The 17,208-nt window shown below is 59.6% G+C and carries 18 protein-coding genes; 10 read left to right on the plus strand and 8 right to left on the minus strand.

From position 1 onward, the window contains the following. Nucleotides 1-4 precede the first annotated feature (4 nt). Complete coding sequence (locus ACAM27_RS00635) at nucleotides 5-1,120, plus strand: uroporphyrinogen-III C-methyltransferase (protein ID WP_236072856.1); 1,116 nt, start codon at nucleotides 5-7, stop codon at nucleotides 1,118-1,120. Continuing rightward, a complete protein-coding gene (locus tag ACAM27_RS00640) occupies nucleotides 1,117-2,358 on the plus strand; it encodes a heme biosynthesis HemY N-terminal domain-containing protein (protein ID WP_022992123.1) in 1,242 nt (413 codons plus the stop codon). Before ACAM27_RS00635 ends, ACAM27_RS00640 begins: the two co-directional genes overlap by 4 nt. Nucleotides 2,359-2,437: 79 nt before the next feature. Here the strand turns inward: ACAM27_RS00640 and ACAM27_RS00645 are convergent, their stop codons facing one another. The 3 genes from ACAM27_RS00645 to rho form a co-directional block, all read right to left on the minus strand. Continuing rightward, complete coding sequence (locus ACAM27_RS00645) at nucleotides 2,438-3,430, minus strand: CDP-6-deoxy-delta-3,4-glucoseen reductase (RefSeq protein WP_183580081.1); 993 nt, start codon at nucleotides 3,428-3,430, stop codon at nucleotides 2,438-2,440. A gap of 13 nt (nucleotides 3,431-3,443) precedes the next feature. After that, complete coding sequence (gene ubiD, locus ACAM27_RS00650; RefSeq protein ID WP_011784027.1) at nucleotides 3,444-4,931, minus strand: 4-hydroxy-3-polyprenylbenzoate decarboxylase; 1,488 nt, start codon at nucleotides 4,929-4,931, stop codon at nucleotides 3,444-3,446. Nucleotides 4,932-5,096: 165 nt separating this feature from the next. Then, a complete protein-coding gene (gene rho / locus ACAM27_RS00655; protein ID WP_023011768.1) occupies nucleotides 5,097-6,359 on the minus strand; it encodes a transcription termination factor Rho in 1,263 nt (420 codons plus the stop codon). A gap of 355 nt (nucleotides 6,360-6,714) precedes the next feature. Between rho and moaB the strand changes: the two genes are divergently transcribed. Genes moaB through ACAM27_RS00675 form a run of 4 tightly spaced genes read left to right on the plus strand, consistent with a single transcriptional unit; the run spans nucleotide 6,715 to nucleotide 9,225 of the window. Next, nucleotides 6,715-7,287 carry a molybdenum cofactor biosynthesis protein B gene (gene moaB, locus ACAM27_RS00660; protein WP_014420345.1) on the plus strand — a complete coding sequence of 191 codons (573 nt, stop codon included), beginning with the start codon at nucleotides 6,715-6,717 and terminating at the stop codon, nucleotides 7,285-7,287. Nucleotides 7,288-7,299: 12 nt separating this feature from the next. Further along, nucleotides 7,300-8,514 (plus strand): gephyrin-like molybdotransferase Glp, encoded by a 1,215-nt coding sequence (gene glp, locus ACAM27_RS00665; protein WP_222197662.1) that lies wholly within the window; start codon nucleotides 7,300-7,302, stop codon nucleotides 8,512-8,514. A gap of 2 nt (nucleotides 8,515-8,516) precedes the next feature. Further along, on the plus strand, nucleotides 8,517-8,777 hold the full coding sequence (gene moaD, locus ACAM27_RS00670; RefSeq protein ID WP_022992119.1) for a molybdopterin converting factor subunit 1: 261 nt from the start codon (nucleotides 8,517-8,519) through the stop codon (nucleotides 8,775-8,777). A 1-nt stretch (nucleotide 8,778) separates the two neighbouring features. After that, on the plus strand, nucleotides 8,779-9,225 hold the full coding sequence (locus ACAM27_RS00675) for a molybdenum cofactor biosynthesis protein MoaE (protein WP_022992118.1): 447 nt from the start codon (nucleotides 8,779-8,781) through the stop codon (nucleotides 9,223-9,225). Nucleotides 9,226-9,396: 171 nt separating this feature from the next. On the opposite strand, the gene mobA is transcribed toward ACAM27_RS00675, so the two are convergent. Together mobA and trxA are read right to left on the minus strand one after the other, a co-directional pair. Beyond that, complete coding sequence (gene mobA, locus ACAM27_RS00680; RefSeq protein ID WP_369612410.1) at nucleotides 9,397-9,987, minus strand: molybdenum cofactor guanylyltransferase MobA; 591 nt, start codon at nucleotides 9,985-9,987, stop codon at nucleotides 9,397-9,399. 57 nt (nucleotides 9,988-10,044) lie between these two features. Beyond that, on the minus strand, nucleotides 10,045-10,371 hold the full coding sequence (gene trxA / locus ACAM27_RS00685; RefSeq protein WP_014420340.1) for a thioredoxin TrxA: 327 nt from the start codon (nucleotides 10,369-10,371) through the stop codon (nucleotides 10,045-10,047). 318 nt (nucleotides 10,372-10,689) lie between these two features. Here trxA and ppx point away from each other — a divergent pair, with 318 nt between their 5' ends. After that, nucleotides 10,690-12,171: an exopolyphosphatase gene (gene ppx, locus ACAM27_RS00690; protein WP_113879603.1), complete on the plus strand. Its 1,482-nt coding sequence runs from the start codon at nucleotides 10,690-10,692 to the stop codon at nucleotides 12,169-12,171. Nucleotides 12,172-12,183: 12 nt separating this feature from the next. Here ppx and ACAM27_RS00695 read toward each other — a convergent pair whose 3' ends face one another. Continuing rightward, a complete protein-coding gene (locus tag ACAM27_RS00695) occupies nucleotides 12,184-14,130 on the minus strand; it encodes an ATP-binding cassette domain-containing protein (RefSeq protein ID WP_369612411.1) in 1,947 nt (648 codons plus the stop codon). A 42-nt stretch (nucleotides 14,131-14,172) separates the two neighbouring features. Between ACAM27_RS00695 and ACAM27_RS00700 the strand changes: the two genes are divergently transcribed. The 3 genes from ACAM27_RS00700 to ACAM27_RS00710 all read left to right on the plus strand — a co-directional run bounded on the left by ACAM27_RS00700 (nucleotide 14,173) and on the right by ACAM27_RS00710 (nucleotide 15,954). Then, entirely contained in the window at nucleotides 14,173-14,715 is a 543-nt protein-coding gene (locus ACAM27_RS00700) for a DUF2390 domain-containing protein (protein WP_226538050.1), read from the plus strand. Next, nucleotides 14,706-15,086 (plus strand): DUF4124 domain-containing protein, encoded by a 381-nt coding sequence (locus ACAM27_RS00705; protein WP_023011771.1) that lies wholly within the window; start codon nucleotides 14,706-14,708, stop codon nucleotides 15,084-15,086. Before ACAM27_RS00700 ends, ACAM27_RS00705 begins: the two co-directional genes overlap by 10 nt. 136 nt (nucleotides 15,087-15,222) lie before the next feature. After that, the gene (locus ACAM27_RS00710; protein WP_022992112.1) at nucleotides 15,223-15,954 is read left to right on the plus strand and encodes an FKBP-type peptidyl-prolyl cis-trans isomerase; all 732 of its coding nucleotides are present in this window, start codon (nucleotides 15,223-15,225) and stop codon (nucleotides 15,952-15,954) included. Nucleotides 15,955-16,047: 93 nt separating this feature from the next. On the opposite strand, the gene rsd is transcribed toward ACAM27_RS00710, so the two are convergent. Both rsd and ACAM27_RS00720 read right to left on the minus strand, forming a co-directional pair. Next, nucleotides 16,048-16,527, minus strand: coding sequence for a sigma D regulator (rsd, locus tag ACAM27_RS00715; protein ID WP_369612412.1), 480 nt, complete (start codon nucleotides 16,525-16,527; stop codon nucleotides 16,048-16,050). A 105-nt stretch (nucleotides 16,528-16,632) separates the two neighbouring features. Continuing rightward, the gene (locus tag ACAM27_RS00720; RefSeq protein WP_153740818.1) at nucleotides 16,633-17,139 is read right to left on the minus strand and encodes a disulfide bond formation protein B; all 507 of its coding nucleotides are present in this window, start codon (nucleotides 17,137-17,139) and stop codon (nucleotides 16,633-16,635) included. Between the last annotated feature and the right edge of the window lie 69 nt (nucleotides 17,140-17,208).

Genomic DNA, 17,208 nt, shown 5'->3' on the forward strand with positions numbered 1-17,208 from the left:
AAGGATGCCCGTGACTGAAACAACAAAACAACTCCCCGCTCCCGTACAACCCGCCAGGCCAGAACGCCCACGCTTGTGGCCAGTGTGGATTGTGGCGGTTCTCGCGCTGATTCTGGCGATTGCCCTTGGGCTCTGGAACTGGCAACAGTGGCAGAAGCACCAGGCCACCCTGCAGGTGGTTCAGGACCTCCGGCAGGATACCAACCAGCTGGAAAGCCTTTACGGCAACCGCGGCAGCGAACAGAGCGAGCGGCTTCAGGCACTGGAAAACCGCGTGGCGGAACAGCGGGAGCTGATTGCCACCCAGCAACGCCAGATCGATCACACCGCCCGCGAATTGCTGGAAGCCGGCAACCGCACCCGCACCGACTGGCTGCTGGCGGAAGCCGAATATCTGCTGCGTATTGCCAACCAGCGCCTGCTGATTGAAAAAGACATCCGCGGTTCACTGTCCGCCTTGGAATCGGCCGACGAGGTGTTGCGGGAATCCGACGATATCGGGGTTTATCCGGTACGCCAGCAACTGGCACGGGAAATCCAGTCCTTGAGAGGCATTCAGGGTGTCGACCGCACCGGGCTATACCTGAGACTGGAGGCTGCCATCGCCAGCGTCAACGATCTCACCGACCAGGCCCTGATCAGTGATCAGGCGCCGGGATTCGACATGGTCGAAGACCAGAATGCGCCGTCTGACGGCAGCAACATGTTCACCAGAGGCTGGAACCGGTTCCTGGGCACCCTCAAGGAAGTCGTTGTGATCCGCCGGATGGACGAACCGGTAAAACCCCTGTTGTCTCCGGACCAGAGCGCCTGGGCCCGTCTCAACCTGCAACTGATGCTGGAAGAAGCTGAAATGGCGGTCTTGCGGGGCAATCAGCCACTGTATGAACGCGCTCTGAACAAGGCCATCACCACCATCAACGACTGGTATGACGGCACCAACCCGGCCATTCGCGGGCTCAACGAGACCCTGAAAGAACTGGCCGAGCGCAACGTAGACCCCGAACTGCCGGATATCAGCCAGTCCCTGAGCCTGCTGAAGGAGCGGTTGGCGGGGCGCCTGGCCACAGGCGACAACGATGCCGACAGCAAGGCGGCCAACGGGGGCGATGAGTCATGATCCGCGTATTGCTGATCCTGCTGCTTGCCCTTCTGGTGGGCACCGGGCTTTCCCTGGGGTTGACCTACGACCTGGGCTATATCCGCATCAGCCTGGGCAACTACCTGATTGAAACCAATTTCTGGGTCGGGTTGGGGCTGATTCTGGTGATCATCCTGCTGACCGTCACCCTCATCAACACGGTGCGCCGCTTCCGCCAGGGCACCGGTGTGATGGCGGGTTGGATTGCCCGCGGTAATGAGCGCCGGGCCCGGCGCCGGACCACACGAGGCCTCCTGGCTCTGGCCGAAGGCAACTGGCCCCGCGCCCGTAAGCTACTGTCCAGCTCTGCCAGCCATGCCGACACCCCCCTGATCAACTATCTCGCGGCGGCCCAGGCCGCGTTCGAGTCCGGCGACCATGAAGCGGTCGATGAACTGCTGCGCAAGGCCTTTGAAAGCACACCTGGCTCCAGCATGGCGGTGGGGTTGACCCAGGCCCAGCTGCAACTGGCCGGCAACCGGCCCGAGCAGGCTTTGGCGACCCTGCTGCGCCTACGCAAGGAATCTCCACATCACCCGTTTGTCCTCAAGCTGCTGAAGAACGCCTATCTGCGTCTGGAGGACTGGCGCGAGCTGTCCCGTCTTATTCCGGAACTGCGCAAGCGCAGTGTGGTGCCAGAGAGCGAACTGAACGAACTGGAACGTCAGGTCTGGCAAAACCTGCTGGAACAGGCCGCCGAGGAATGCCAACGCAGCCGCAAGGAAAACCCCGAAGCCAGCCTGGAACCGCTGACTCGCCTGTGGGACGAACTGCCGGGCTTTGTGCGCCGGGATGAGTACACCATCCGCGACTACGCCCGACTGCTGGCGGGACTGGGTGATGAGGCCCAGGCAGAAACGCTGCTGAGAAAGGTACTGCGTAACCACTGGAGCGACGAGCTGATCAACCTGTATGGCCGGATTCAGGGTCAGGATCCGGAGGAACAGCTATTGATTGCCGAACAGTGGCTGAAACATCGCACCAACAACCCCGAGCTGTTGCTGGCACTGGGCCGGCTCAGCCTGCGTAATGAGCTGTGGGGAAAAGCACGGGAGTACTTTGAAACCAGTCTGAAATTACGCCGTAATCGTGAAACCCTCGCGGAGCTGAGCCGGCTGAATGCCCATATGGGCGAGGAAGAAGCCAGCATCAAGCTGCTGATGCAGGGGCTGGAAACCGACCATGGCCTGCCCGACCTGCCCATGCCCCGGGCCTGAGACTTCGCAGTCTTTGATTCAGACAATCAACAAGGGCCGGCAAATTGCCGGCCCTTGTTGATAGCGCCCACTGAAACTGTCAGCTGCGGGGAGCATACTCCAGAACATCCGAGAAAAAGGCCTGCTCCGGAAGGCCAGCCTCCACCAGCGCATCCATCAGGGTATACACCATGGTGGGCGAGCCACTGGCATGAACTTCCACGTCCTGCCAATCGAACCCTGAAGCCAGCACAGCCCTGACCAGTTGGTCGTGGTGACCGCCCCAGTCATTGTCTTCATCGTCTCCCACCACCGGCAAAAAGCTGAACGGCGCCCACTCCTCCTGCCACTGCTGCGCGAGAGAACGCAGGTACATGTCCTCGTGCTTGCGCACGCCCCAGAACAGTTTGACTGGCTTCTGGTAACGGGTTTCCCGCAGGTAATCCACCAGGCTTTTCATCTGGGCAAAACCGGTACCTGCCGCCACCAGCAGCAGGGGTTTGTCCGGCATACTGGCCAGGCAGGCCTTGCCATGGGGCAGTTCCACCGTCACATCCTGGCCGGAAGTCAGCGCATCGATGACTTTCTGGGCCGAGATCCAGTCGGGCGACGCCTGGATGTGCAGTTCGATCTGCTCTGCTGAGGGGCTGCTGGCAATCGAGAAATAGCAGGGGTCAGCTCCGGGCAGAATCACCGACAGATACTGCCCGGCATGGAAAGCCACATCCCTCCGCCGGGGAAGCTGCAAGGCCACCCGGTACACATCGTGACTGATGGAACGTACGTCGATTACCTTCGCCTGGTACTGGCGGGGCTGGTAATTTCCTGATGCCATAACGGCGGGTATCTCCAGTTCAAGGTCGGCGAGCGGCCGTGTCCGACACATCATCAGTGGCTCGCCAACCGCGATAGAATGTTGATTTCGGGTATTCAGCGCCCGACCTTTCAGCAACCGGGCCTCACAGATTTCGCACACGCCGTTTCGGCAGGCTGCCGGCACCCGTATTCCGGCTGCGGTCGCTGCAGACAACAGGTCTTCAGCCTGATCCGCACCATAACCAAGCCCCGATGGCTGCAGGCGTATCCGAAACACTCTCTGCCCCTTGTCAGTCGGGGCGGGCACCGGGAATTTCAATCCCCAGGCTGTCCCAGATGTCATCCACCCGCTGTTTAACCTCATCGGTCATGGCGATGGCAGTGCCCCACTCCCGGTCGGTCTCTCCGGGCCACTTGTTGGTGGCGTCCATCCCCATCTTCGAGCCGAGCCCAGACACCGGCGAGGCAAAGTCCAGATAGTCAATCGGGGTGTTTTCCACCAAGGTGGTGTCCCGGGCCGGATCCATCCGCGTAGTAATGGCCCAGATCACGTCTTCCCAGTTACGGGCATTGACGTCGTCATCGGTGACAATCACAAACTTGGTGTACATGAATTGCCGCAGAAATGACCATACCCCCATCATCACCCGCTTGGCATGGCCGGGATACTGCTTCTTCATGGTGACGACGGCAAGCCGGTAGGAACAGCCTTCCGGCGGCAGATAGAAATCGACAATTTCCGGAAACTGCTTCTGCAGGATTGGAATGAACACCTCGTTCAGCGCCACTCCGAGAATCGCCGGCTCGTCCGGTGGCCGGCCAGTATAGGTGCTGTGATAGATCGGATCCCGGCGGTGGGTAATGCGTTCCACGGTAAACACCGGGAACTGATCCACTTCGTTGTAATACCCGGTGTGATCACCAAACGGCCCTTCCGGCGCCATATCGTCCGGGTAGATAAAGCCTTCCAGTACAATCTCGGCACTGGCCGGTACCTGAAGATCGCTCAGGCCCGCATTCACCAGTTCCGTTCGACTACCTCGCAGCAATCCTGCAAAAGCATATTCAGACAGCGTATCCGGCACCGGGGTAACGGCACCCAGAATGGTGGCCGGATCAGCACCCAGTGCGACCGCAACCGGATAGGGCTTGTCCGGGTTGGCCTTACGGAACTCCTGGTAATCCAGGGCGCCCCCCCGATGGCTGAGCCAGCGCATAATCAGACGGTTACGACCAATCACCTGCTGCCGGTAGATACCCAGGTTCTGACGTTCCTTGTTGGGGCCACGGGTAATCACCAGCGGCCAGGTCACCAGAGGACCGGCGTCACCCGGCCAGCAGTGCTGGACCGGTATCTGGTACAGATCCACCTTGTCTTTTTCAATCACTACATCCTGGCAGGGTGCCGAGCGCAACACCTTGGGGCTCATGCGCATGACCTGCCGGAATAATGGCAGTTTTTCAATGGCGTCCTTGAAGCCCTTGGGGGGATCCGGCTCTTTCAGAAACGCCAGCAGCTTGCCAATCTCCCGCAACGCTGCCACATCGTCCTGCCCCATGCCCAGTGCCACCCGTTTCGGTGTTCCGAACAGGTTGGCCAACACCGGCATATCGTAGCCTTTCGGATTCTCGAACAACAACGCCGGACCACCGGCACGCAGGGTGCGGTCGCAGATTTCGGTCATTTCCAGGTGGGGGTCAACTTCGGCAGTAATGCGCTTGAGCTCACCCAGCTTTTCCAGCTGGCTGACAAAGTCCCGAAGGTCGTTGTATTTCATGGTGTGCTCCGTTTCTGGTCTACGGTACTACGGAGTTTTTTCTGGTCTGGATTCAGACCTGAGTTCAGGTATTGGCCTGAGCAGCTTGAATGCTGGGGAGGGAATCCGCCCCGACCAGCCGGACATTCCATAAGAATGCCCGCCGGTCGGAAATCGGAGTCAGTATCACCGACGCTTCATGGACTGGAAGAACTCGTCGTTGGTCTTGGTGTCCCTGAGTTTATCCAGCAGGAACTCGATGGCGGCGGTATCGTCGTCCATGGAGTGCAGTAGTTTGCGCAGAATCCACACACGCTGGATGTCGGCTTCGGACATCAACAGGTCTTCGCGGCGAGTGCCGGAGCTGCGGATGTTGATGGCCGGGTATGTCCGTTTTTCGGCAATCTTGCGATCCAGATGGATCTCCATGTTGCCGGTGCCCTTGAACTCCTCGTAGATCACCTCGTCCATCTTGGAACCGGTATTCACCAGCGCGGTCGCAAGAATGGTCAGGCTGCCACCTTCTTCCACATTACGGGCAGCACCGAAGAAACGCTTGGGCTTTTCCAGGGCGTGGGCATCAACACCACCGGTCAACACCTTACCGGAGGAAGGAATGACCGTATTGTAGGCACGGGCCAGACGGGTTATGGAGTCCAGCAGAATAACCACATCTTTCTTGTGCTCGACCAGGCGCTTGGCCTTTTCGATCACCATCTCGGCCACCTGCACGTGACGGGCCGGCGGCTCGTCAAAAGTGGAGGCGATGACTTCGCCGCGCACAGTGCGCTGCATCTCGGTCACTTCCTCTGGCCGCTCGTCAATCAGCAGAACCATTACATGGCACTCTGGATTGTTACGGGTGATGGACTGGGCAATGCTCTGCATCAGCAGCGTCTTACCGGCCTTGGGCGGGGATACGATCAGGCCTCGCTGCCCCTTACCAATGGGCGCCACCAGGTCCAGAACCCGTGAGGAGAGATCCTCAGTGCTGCCGTTACCAGCTTCAAGCGTCAGACGCTCATCCGGGAACAGCGGCGTCAGGTTCTCGAACAGAATCTTGTTGCGGGCGTTATCCGGCTTGTCAAAGTTGATCTCGTTGACTTTCAGCAGGGCAAAGTAACGCTCACCGTCTTTCGGGGGCCGGATCTTGCCCGAGATGGTGTCACCGGTGCGCAGGTTGAACCGGCGGATCTGGCTGGGGGAAACGTAAATATCGTCCGGCCCGGCCAGGTATGAGGCATCGGCGGAGCGGAGGAAGCCGAAACCATCCTGCAGAATCTCCAGTACACCGTCACCGTATATGTCTTCGCCGCTTTTGGCGTGTTTTTTCAGGATGGTGAAGATCACATCCTGTTTGCGCGAACGAGCCAGGTTGTCGAGGCCCATTTCTTGCGCGATATCGAGCAATTCGGGCACGGATTTCTGCTTGAGTTCAGTAAGATTCATAGTTTGTTGGATTTTCAGGAATGGAAGTAAACGACTGTTGGAATGACAGGGGCGCCCCTGAACGTGTTGATCGAATCAAAAATGAAACAAAGGTGCTGGCAGATGGAGCAACCGGTGTAGATGGAAGCCGGATATTAAATGCCGAAGCCAGAGAGTGGGAACAACTGTTCGCCGGGCAACGGCATCATCGGCCACCTTTAGCGCGAATGTCAAGCCCCTGAACAAAATTAAGCCGGTTTTTGGCATGGGGTTCACTCGTTCTGGGGCTCCCTCTGATGGGTTACTCCCTTCCCAACCACGCAGCAGATCAGGATACTGAGCCTATGATTGATGACAGACTTCCGGAGCCTACCCCATGAGCAGTGATCGCACCAGCGAACTGAAGCCCCTGAACATCGCCCTTCTGACCGTCTCGGACACCCGAGGCCCGGATGAAGACACGTCTGGCCAGTTTCTTGAGGACAGTGTTGTCGAGGCCGGTCACCGGCTGGTGGCCCGCCGCATCCTGCCGGATGACATCTACCTGGTCCGGGCCCTGATGTCACAATGGATTGCTGATCCGGAGATTCACGCCGTCATTATTACCGGCGGCACCGGCTTCCACGAACGTGACAGTACGCCGGAGGCGGTAGCGCCCCTGCTGGATAAAACCATCGACGGATTTGGTGAGGAGTTCCGGCGACTGTCCGCGTCTGAAATCGGCACCTCCACCATCCAGTCCCGGGCCTTTGGCGGCCTGGCCAACCATACGGTTATTTTCTGCCTGCCCGGCTCAACCGGGGCTTGCCGAACCGGCTGGAACGGCATTCTGGCAACCCAACTGGACAGTCGCCATGGCCCCTGTAACTTCTCTGCTCTGGCCCTGCGCAAGCCGGACCGCCCCTACCAGCGGGTTCAGGAAGTGATTGGCCAGCGTGCCGAGCGATAAACAGGAGGACACATGGTGGCTAACGATCTGACATCGGTTGACGATGCACTGCAACATATTCTTGACCGGGCGCCGGCCATCACCCGGACCGAAGCCGTTGCCTTAACGGACAGCCTCGGCCGGGTTCTGGCGAAGAACCAGTATGTTCCCGCGGATGTGCCGCCAGCGGATAACAGCGCCGTGGACGGCTATGCGGTATGTCTGGCCGATGTCGCCGCCGGCAAACCGATGTCCGTATCCGCCAGAATCCCGGCCGGCGTTGCCCCCGGAACACTGGCACCCGGCACAGCGGCACGGATTTTTACCGGCTCCGAGATTCCCGAAGGGGCCGATGCGGTCGTGATGCAGGAACGGGTGGAACGCACCGACGACATGATTCTGATCCAGGCCGAGGTTTCAGAGGGCCAGAACATTCGCAGGCAGGGCCAGGATCTTGCCCGGGGCGATCTGGCGCTGGCGAAGGGCAAGCGCATTCGCCCCCAGGAAATGGGCCTGCTGGCCTCCATGGGAATCAGCCAGGTTCCGGTCATGGGCCGGCTAAGAGTCGCGGTATTGACCACCGGTGATGAACTGGTGGAGCCGGGCCAGCCACTTGATTCTGGCCAGATATACAACACCAACCGATTTACCCTCATGGGCCTGTTGGCCGAGGCTGGCTGCGAGCTGGTTCTGTGCGAAACCCTTGAAGATACCCGGGAAGCCACCCGCAGCACGCTCGAGTCTGCTGCTGCCAAGGCCGACCTGATCATCACCAGCGGCGGCGTATCGGTCGGTGAGGAGGACCACGTTCGCGCGGTACTGGAGAAATCCGGCAATCTGTCACTTTGGCGCATGGCAATCAAGCCCGGCAAACCACTGGCGTTTGGCGAAGTGGCAGGCATACCGGTACTCGGTTTGCCGGGCAATCCGGCAGCGGTCCTGGTCACTTTTCTGGTGGTGGCGATGCCTTACATTCGCAAACGCCAGGGCCGGCAGGACCTCCTTCCCGTGGGCGAATCTCTGCCCGCTGGGTTTGACGTAACCTCCACATCTGTCCGCCGCGAGTTTGTACGGGCCCGGAAGCAGGGTTCAGCAGCGGGTCTGGAGGTTGTCGCCTACCCCAACCAGAGCTCCGGCGTCCTGAGTTCCGCCTGCTGGGGCGACGGCCTGGCTGTGGTGCCGGAACACACGGCCATCCGCGCCGGCGATTTGATTACATACTATCCGTTCACCGAATTACTGAGTTAACGATGACAGAACCAACACTGACCGTGCGTTTTTTCGCCCGACTAAGAGAAGAGCTGGGTACCGAAAGCCTGACCCTGCCGGCATCAGAGCACCAGACGGTCGCGGACCTGCTTACCCACCTGGCCAGCCGGGGCGGTGCCTGGGCCCAGCTGACCGGTGGCCAACCGGTGATGGTGGCCATCAATCAGTCCATGGCAAAGCCGTCCAGCCCGGTACAGCCAGGGGATGAGGTAGCCTTTTTCCCACCGGTCACCGGAGGTTGAGATGATTTCAATCCAGACCGACGATTTCGATGCGGGTGCGGAATATGAGGCGCTTCGCGGGACCGGACCGGGCACCGGGGCCATTGTGACCTTCTCGGGTCTGGTGAGGGATTCCGGGGATCTGTCCGGGGTGACGGGGCTGTTTCTCGAGCATTATCCGGGGATGACCGAGCAGGTGATTCAGGGGCTGATTGATGAGGCGGGTCGGCGCTGGGATGTGCAGCGGGCCCGGGTGATTCACCGGGTCGGGCAGTTGGCGCTGGCGGACCAGATTGTGTTTGTGGGGGTGTGCAGTGCCCACCGGGGCGATGCGTTTGCGGCCTGCGAGTTCATTATGGATGCTTTGAAGACGTCGGCGCCGTTCTGGAAGAAGGAGATTACCCGTGAGGGTGAGCATTGGGTGGAGCAGAAAGAGGCTGATGTTGCCCGGAGTCGGAACTGGGAGTGAGACGCTTATTGGAGTTTACCGCCCGGCCGCTGGCCTGGTGGGATCTCCGAAAACCGCTGTGAATACGTCCCTGTACGCTTGCTCTCCGCCATCCATGGCTCCGAGCATTTTCGGAGATCCCACCAGACCAGCACCCTACATATGCAGTCAGCTGATCCAGCCGAGATCAAATTAGCGTTCCAACTCCCTAAAATCATTGCGATTCCTGAACACTTCGTCGGTTTCAGGACAATTAACCGCAACCGCCCCCACCGATTCGGCAAATCCCATCACCCGGCGGTTGTCCGACGCCAGCCAGCGGTCCAGCTCCACCATTACATTTACCGGATACACACCGTGCAACGGGTGCAGGCGGCCGTTATGTTCGGCAATAGCCGGGCGGTCGGGTTGGGTTTGCCAGGCGGTGACCAGGGCGCTGAGGGTTCCCGGGGTGATTCCCGGGGTATCACAGGGGCAGACCAGCACAGCTTCGGCACCCTGAGTTTCCGCGGCTTTCAGGCCCGTGAGCAGGCCCGCCAGAGGGCCCTGGTCGCGTAGTTCAGGAGGATCCTCAAGGATGCGGCCGGGCGCCAGGCGTTCGTAGTCCGGCAGCGAGCGGTTGGCGCTGATGAAGACGGCCGGGGTGATGGTCCCAAGGGCCTGCAGCACCCATTCGGCCATGGCTCTGCCTTGCCAGGGTACGAGGCCTTTGTCCTGGCCGCCCATGCGGGTGCCTTTGCCGCCTGCCAGGAGCAGGCCGATGATTCTGTCGGGTCGGGTCATGGCATAAAAAAACCGCCCGTGAAGCGTTGTTCAGGGGCGGTTTCCTTCAACGGCGGATCAGAGGTTGCTGTCGAGGAAGGCAGCCAGCTGCGATTTGGACAGCGCGCCTACTTTGGTGGCATCCACGTTGCCGTTCTTGAACAGCATCAGGGTCGGGATACCACGGATGTTGAACTTGGGCGGGGTCTGTTCGTTTTCGTCGATGTTGAGTTTGCAGACCTTAAGCTTGCCTTCGTATTCGTCAGCGATTTCTTCCAGAACCGGAGCAATCATTTTGCACGGGCCACACCACTCGGCCCAGTAGTCTACCAGTACCGGAACGTCGGACTTCAGTACATCCTGCTCGAAGGAAGCGTCGGTGACATTAACGATATTTCCGCTCATTACCTTTTCCTGATTCAGGCGCTCCGGGGCTTGGATTCCGGCCCTTCGGGAGTCGCTGTTGACTGTAGTGGACGGTGTTCTCTTTACGGACCGGCCGCCCACCCGGATTAAGACAGACTATTACTTTACGCGATTGCCCGCCCTGATGTGAAGCCGGTTGTATCCACCCCCGGGTTGATCCGTGTCAGTAATGTCCGCAGCCAATTACTGACACGGCCGGGAAGTTTCACTTATAGTACGGCCAAGTTCATATCACACAGGACGCCTATCAACGTGACGGCCGCATCCCCTGCCGAGAAGCCTGAAACCTCCCCGGACATGCTGGCAGCCATCGATATGGGCTCCAACAGTTTTCATATGGTCGTCGCCCGTCTGGTGCATGGCGAAATCCGCACGGTTGAGAAGATGGGCGAGAAAGTCCAGCTTGGCGCGGGGCTGGATCAGTACAATCGGCTGACCGAAGAAACCCAGCAGCGGGCCCTCGAATGTCTGAGCCGGTTTGCTCAGCGCCTTCAGGGCATGCCCCGGGAAGCAGTCCAGATCGTCGGCACCAACGCGCTCCGGGTCGCCCGCAATGCTCACGATTTCATTGCCCGTGCCGAGGAAGTGCTGGGCTATCCGGTAGAAATCATCGCCGGGCGTGAGGAAGCGCGGTTAATCTATCTCGGTGTCTCCCATACCCTGTCGGACGATTCCGGTCGGCGGCTGGTGATTGATATTGGCGGCGGCAGCACGGAATTCATCATCGGGCAGCGTTTCGAACCCCAGGAGCTGGAAAGCCTGCACATGGGGTGCGTGTCGTTCCGCAACCGCTACTTTCCCGATGGCAAGATTACCCGGCGCCAGATGGACAAGGCCATTACTCATGCCGAGCAGGAACTGTTGAATATCCGGCAGCACTATCGCTCGGTGGGCTGGCAGAGCGCGGTGGGCTCTTCCGGCTCGATCAAGGCGATTGCCAACGTGCTGGCAACCCTTAAGATTACCGACGGCTCCATTAACCGCGACGGCATGGAAGAGCTGCGCAAGCGCCTGGTGAGCATGGGCAAGGTGGAGAAACTGGCCGAACTGGGGGTAAGGGAAGATCGCCAGAGCATTTTCCCGGCCGGCTTTGCCATTCTGATGGCGGCGTTCCGTTCACTCGACATCCAGACCATGACTTTTGCCGACGGCGCCCTGCGTGAAGGCCTGCTGTACGACATTGTCGGACGCATCCAGCACGAGGACGTTCGTGAACGTACGATTGCGGCGCTGCAGGAGCGTTACCACGTAGACCAGGCTCACGGCGCAGCGGTCGAGAAAACCGCGATTGCCGCTTGGGAACAGGTGGCAGGGCAATGGGGCCTGCGCACCGCCGCCGATGAAGACGTGCTGCGCTGGGCCTGCCGGCTGCACGAGATCGGCCTGACTATTTCCCACAGCCAGTACCACAAGCACGGCGCCTACCTGTTGCGCTATTCCGATTTACCCGGCTTCAGTCAACCGTTCCAGAAGGATCTGGCCACTCTGGTTCGGGGCCATCGCCGGAAGTTCTCGGCGGCAGTTTTCGAGGGTATCGAGCCCGAGGACAAACCCCGCCTGACCTACCTTTGCGTGCTGGTGCGGCTGGCGGTGCTGATCCAACACCCACGCAACCTGGAAGAACCCCCTGCCTTCACCCTTCACGGCCACGATAACCGCCTGGTAATCGAGTTCCCCGAGGGCTGGCTGGACAACCGCCCGCTGACCCTCGCAGACCTGGAGAACGAACGAGACTACCTGGCACGCCAGGACTTTACCCTGGAGATCTCGGGCCGGTAACACTGGCTGGCCTCAGCCAGCCAGTTCCGCCTCCAGGCTCTCCACCGTTTCGCTCACCTCCAGCCACTCAGCTTCAACGTCTTCCAGCTCTCGCTTCAGTTCGGCCTGCTCCGCCAGCAGTTCCTTGAGTCGAACCTTTTGCTGGTCATCGTAAAGCCCTGGGTCGGCCAGGTTTTGCTCCACCGTGGCGAGCTTTTGCTGCAACTGCTCCATACGGATCTCAAGCGTTCCCTGTTTTTTTCGCCACGGGCTGAGTTTCTGTCGCAGTTCAGCTTCCTGGCGCTTGCGGGCCTTGCGTTCGTCCGCCGTCAGGGTCGCGGGTCCGGCGGTATTAACCGACTTTTCCTGCCCCCCGACCACTTCACGCCGGGGTGGCGATTCCTCATCTTTCCGACGTTCCGCCAGCCAGCGTTCGTAATCCTCCAGGTCGCCCTCGTACTCGCCAACAGCGCCGTCGCATACCAACCAGAATTCATCCACCGTGTTGCGCAGCAAGTGGCGGTCGTGGGATACCACCACGATGGCGCCATCGAAGTTCTGGAGCGCCATGGTCAGGGCCTGTCGCATTTCCAGGTCCAGATGGTTCGTGGGCTCATCCAGCAGCAGCAGATTGGGTTTCTGCCAGGCGATAACGGCAAGCGCAACCCGGGCCTTCTCACCGCCCGAAAACGAGCGAATGGGCGCAAGTGCTTCGTCGCCGTGAAAATCGAAGCCGCCCAGGAAGTCCCGGACTTTCTGCTCCGATGCGGTTGGCGCCAGACGCTGCAGATGCAGGAACGGGCTGGCGTCGAGATCCAGGGACTCCAGCTGATGCTGGGCGAAATAGCCGATGGCCAGATGTTCGCCACAGGTGCGCTCACCACTGAGCAGGGTTCCGGTGCCGCGAAGGGCATCCATAAAGGTGGACTTACCGGCCCCGTTCGGCCCCAGCAAACCAACCCGGGTGCCGGGCAACAGGGTGACATTGATGTTCTTCAGAATGGGCACATCCCCATGGCCCGCGACCCCGTGGCGAATGGACAGCAATGGATTGGAGACCTTGTCCGCGACCGGGAACTCGAAACTGAAGGGTGAGTCCACGTGCGCCGGCGCAATCTTTTCCATCCGTTCCAGTGCCTTGACGCGGCTCTGGGCCTGCCGGGCTTTGGTGGCCTTGGCCTTAAAGCGATCAATAAAACGCTGGATCTCCGCAATTCTCGCTTGCTGACGCTCGAAACTGGCCTGCTGCTGGGCCAGGCGCTCGGAGCGCTGACGCTCGAAGGCTGAGTAATTTCCCGTATAAAGCACCAACTGCTTCTGATCAAAATGCACCAGATGCGTAGCCACACGGTCCATGAAGTCACGGTCGTGAGAAATAAACAGCAAGGTACCAGGATACTTTCTGAGCCAGTTCTCCAGCCACAGACAGGCATCCAGATCCAGGTGGTTGGTGGGCTCATCCAGCAACAGCAGATCGGAGGGACGCATCAGTGCCTGGGCCAGATTCAGTCGAATACGCCAGCCACCGGAAAATGCCGAAACCGGGCGCTCGGCATCGCTGTCGGCGAAGCCCAGGCCCCTGAGCAGAGTCTCGGCCCGACGCGGTGCGGACCAGGCTTCGTGAATATCCAGCTCCCCGTGCAGGCGGGCAATGGCATGGTCGTCACCACCCGCTTCCGCTTCGGCCAGCGCCCGCTCCATTCGCCGCAACTCGGTGTCGCCATCCAGCACAAAATCCCGGGCGGACCTGGACGAAGCCGCGACTTCCTGAGCCATATGGGCAATCCGGCAGCCACCGGGCAACCCCACGCTGCCTTGCTCGGGAGCAAGCTGCCCCAGCAAAAGCTGGAAAAGACTGGATTTGCCGGCACCGTTAGCACCAACAATGGCAACGCGCTGCCCCGGTTGCACGGTCAGGTTCACGTTTTCTAGCAACCAGACGCCGCCCCGTTGTAAACTGAGATCGGTTATCGTTAACATAGATTTAATCTATCCATGGATTACTGCCAGGGAAGCGCCAACATGACCGTTCAACAAGCGGACCCGCTGGAACTTCCAGAACACATGGAACCAGACAATCCGTTATGGCGTTATGCCCTCGCCCAATGGCAGGATCCACAGGTGGCTGAGGCCTGTCTTGAGCTGCAATCCGAGGGATGGAGCGTAAGCCGCATCCTCTGTGCCGGCTGGCTGGCCACGCACGGTCAGTCGTTCTCTGGCGTTGAGGACGCTAAGGTAACAGAGTGGCGAAGCCGTGTAACCGGTTGCCTTCGCTCCGCCCGCAAGTCTGTTCCCCGAGCCAATGATCATGGCGTGGAGTTGCGGGATACTCTGGCGAGGGCAGAACTGCTGGCCGAACAGCTGGAGCTGGCTCTGGCCTGGCAAACGTTGAAAGAATCCGAAGCGGAGCGCGGAATCATGCAGGAATCAGGCACCATCATCGGGCAGAATCTTGTCGCTGCCGCGCCGTCCGACAACATACCCACGCGGGTAAAACCTCATCTTGAACTTCTGGCCAGCCGGCTTGCAGGCCAGACCACCAGAGGCGGCCCATCATGTTCATGAAATGGCTGATCCGGCTTTCGTTTCCGGCGCTCGGCCTTCTGCTGCTGCTGATTTTCTTCGGCCTCGGCGATCCCGACCAGGTCTCGGAACCGGTGAAAACCGAGCAGGCGACGACGATTCCCTCCTTTGAGGGGTTGCTGCCATCGCCGATTCCCACCGAAGGCCCGGATATCGTTTTCAAGTGGCAGGACACCGATGGCAACTGGCACTATGCCGATCAGCCCCCGGCCCAGGGCCCCTGGAATGCCCTGGCCATTGAGCGCCCAGACCCCGTGCCCCGGAAGCCGCAGACCATCAGCCCGGAAGATGACTGGCAGTCCCCCTACCAGGCCCCCTATTCGCTCAATGGCTCACCCGCCAGCGGTTCCTGACGCGGGTTGCGCATTGCCGCGAAATGAGTCTCTGATTAACACATGTTCAGTGGCATCCCGCTGCTGAACCCGTTACCTTGTTCACTTTCAGAATCCAGGGTCAGAGAGCCCAGAAACACGTGAAAAGGATGAAATGATGAAGAAAACGCTTTTGGCTATCGCCGTTACCGGCCTGATTGCCGGTTGCTCAACAGCCCAGGAGCCGGCAAACGACCCGGCCCTTGAAACCACGCCCGAGAAAGTCAGCTATGGCATGGGATTGGTGCTGGGTGAGCGCATGAGCAACGACTTGCCGGATCTCCAGATGGACCAGTTCCTTCAGGGCATCCAGCATGGCCATGCCGGTGATGAAGACAGCAAGCGACTGACCCGCGAGCAGATCCAGGAAGCGCTGATGGCCTACCAGCAGGAGCTCCAGCAAAAGCAGGAGCAGCAACTGGAAGAACTGGCTCAGAAGAACAAGGATGCCGGCGAGGCTTTCCTGGCTGAAAACGCCGAGCGTGAAGGCGTTGAGACCACAGAGTCCGGTCTCCAGTACGAAGTGATTGAAGAAGGTAACGGTGAGCGCCCAACCGCCGAGGATCAGGTGGAAGTCCACTACACCGGCGAACTGATCAACGGTGAGGTGTTCGACAGCTCCCGTGAGCGCGGGCAAACCGTGACCTTTGGCCTGAACCAGGTGATTCCTGGGTGGACAGAAGGTCTGCAGCTGATGAGCGAAGGTGCTCGGTACAAGCTTTATATCCCGTCTGACCTGGCCTACGGCCCGGGCGGAAACCAGGCTATTGGCCCTAACGAGACCCTGGTATTTGATGTCGAGCTGATCGCCGTGAATCCGGGGCAGGACGACGCCGGTTCAGACGAATAAGCTCTGGCCAGCACTCCGGCAGGCAATAAAAAACCGGCACCATTTCTGGGGCCGGTTTTTTATTGCGGGTAATGCGGTTTCGGGTGGAGGCAATCAGGCCGAAGCCACCTTGCCCGCATGGGCGTTATGCAGATTCTCAATCAGGAAATCTTCCATCTCGAAGCGTGACTCCAGCACTTCCCCGAGCCGTGACAGCTCGTTGAACAGTTCCCGGATTTCGACCTCGGACAGCTCCCGGCCATCCAGGCGATCATTAAAGTTCAATGCCACTTCTGTGGTCTGCTCGATCCGGGGATAGAGCTTTGCAGCCAACTCGAGACCGCCGTCGTTGAACTCTCGGGCCTCCTGAATCAGCTGTTCGTAGACCTCAAAGTGACCGGCAGAAACATAGTCCACCAGCACTTCGCACAGGCGGACGAATTTTTCGCGGAGGGCGTCAGTCTGGGAAAAATCACTCTCTCCGGACAACTCGCAATACTGAACCAGAAGCTCCTGGCGCTCTTTCAGCCAGCGATCAATCAGCTCGCTGACACCACCCCAACGTTCCCTGGCATTCCGGCAATTTTCCAACATGACGCCTGTCTCCCCTCGGTCAATCCGCCAGTTCTTTCGATCTAGTCTTGATAATTATTATGTGGCATTCAAGTTACCCCATGGTCATGGTCAGCCGCAACTGTTTCAGCTCTGCAACCAGTCCCTGGGTGAATAGCGACGCAGCATCACGAACAGCCCCAGCACAATCAACAGACTGAAAAAGACTGCCGTCCATCCGGGAATGCTCAAACCGAGAAAACGCCAGACCACTTCGGCACAATCACCGGTGCCTTTCAGCGCGGTTTGCAGCACCTCAAACCAGGGCAGCACCTCGAGCATGTAATCCACCGAAGGACCACAGGCAGGCACCTGGTCCGCCGGCAGACTCTGCAACCATAGCTGACGCCCCGCCACCGCCAGACCAGCGCCAGCGGCAACAACAAGCAACAGCCCGTAGACCCGGTTGCCGAACCCGCGGGGTCCGTGCAGAAACGCCAACAGACTGACCAGCCCCGCACCCATAAATCCGAAACGCTGCAACCAGCACAACGGGCAGGGCTCCAGACCCATCACGTGCTCCATGTAAAAGGCCACCGCCAGCAACCCGGCGCACACCAGAAATACCAACCCGAATATCCATCTGCTTGTCAAAACGCTACCCCGGAATCATGATGTGGACTGCACAAGCTTCCATGGCCTGATATTCTCAGAGAAAAACCA

The organism is Marinobacter sp. RI1, assembly GCF_041155085.1.
GTDB lineage: Bacteria > Pseudomonadota > Gammaproteobacteria > Pseudomonadales > Oleiphilaceae > Marinobacter > Marinobacter nauticus.

Coding starts and splice junctions, on each gene's coding strand:
- rho (WP_023011768.1), bottom strand. CDS start 6,359: ATGAATCTTACTGAACTCAAGCAGAAATCCGTGCCCGAATTGCTCGAT.
- ACAM27_RS00695 (WP_369612411.1), bottom strand. CDS start 14,130: ATGTTAACGATAACCGATCTCAGTTTACAACGGGGCGGCGTCTGGTTG.
- trxA (WP_014420340.1), bottom strand. CDS start 10,371: ATGAGCGGAAATATCGTTAATGTCACCGACGCTTCCTTCGAGCAGGAT.
- ACAM27_RS00705 (WP_023011771.1), top strand. CDS start 14,706: ATGTTCATGAAATGGCTGATCCGGCTTTCGTTTCCGGCGCTCGGCCTT.
- ACAM27_RS00675 (WP_022992118.1), top strand. CDS start 8,779: ATGATTTCAATCCAGACCGACGATTTCGATGCGGGTGCGGAATATGAG.
- ubiD (WP_011784027.1), bottom strand. CDS start 4,931: ATGAAATACAACGACCTTCGGGACTTTGTCAGCCAGCTGGAAAAGCTG.
- moaB (WP_014420345.1), top strand. CDS start 6,715: ATGAGCAGTGATCGCACCAGCGAACTGAAGCCCCTGAACATCGCCCTT.
- ACAM27_RS00710 (WP_022992112.1), top strand. CDS start 15,223: ATGAAGAAAACGCTTTTGGCTATCGCCGTTACCGGCCTGATTGCCGGT.
- ACAM27_RS00635 (WP_236072856.1), top strand. CDS start 5: ATGCCCGTGACTGAAACAACAAAACAACTCCCCGCTCCCGTACAACCC.
- ppx (WP_113879603.1), top strand. CDS start 10,690: ATGCTGGCAGCCATCGATATGGGCTCCAACAGTTTTCATATGGTCGTC.
- glp (WP_222197662.1), top strand. CDS start 7,300: ATGGTGGCTAACGATCTGACATCGGTTGACGATGCACTGCAACATATT.
- mobA (WP_369612410.1), bottom strand. CDS start 9,987: ATGACCCGACCCGACAGAATCATCGGCCTGCTCCTGGCAGGCGGCAAA.
- ACAM27_RS00700 (WP_226538050.1), top strand. CDS start 14,173: ATGACCGTTCAACAAGCGGACCCGCTGGAACTTCCAGAACACATGGAA.
- rsd (WP_369612412.1), bottom strand. CDS start 16,527: ATGTTGGAAAATTGCCGGAATGCCAGGGAACGTTGGGGTGGTGTCAGC.
- ACAM27_RS00640 (WP_022992123.1), top strand. CDS start 1,117: ATGATCCGCGTATTGCTGATCCTGCTGCTTGCCCTTCTGGTGGGCACC.
- moaD (WP_022992119.1), top strand. CDS start 8,517: ATGACAGAACCAACACTGACCGTGCGTTTTTTCGCCCGACTAAGAGAA.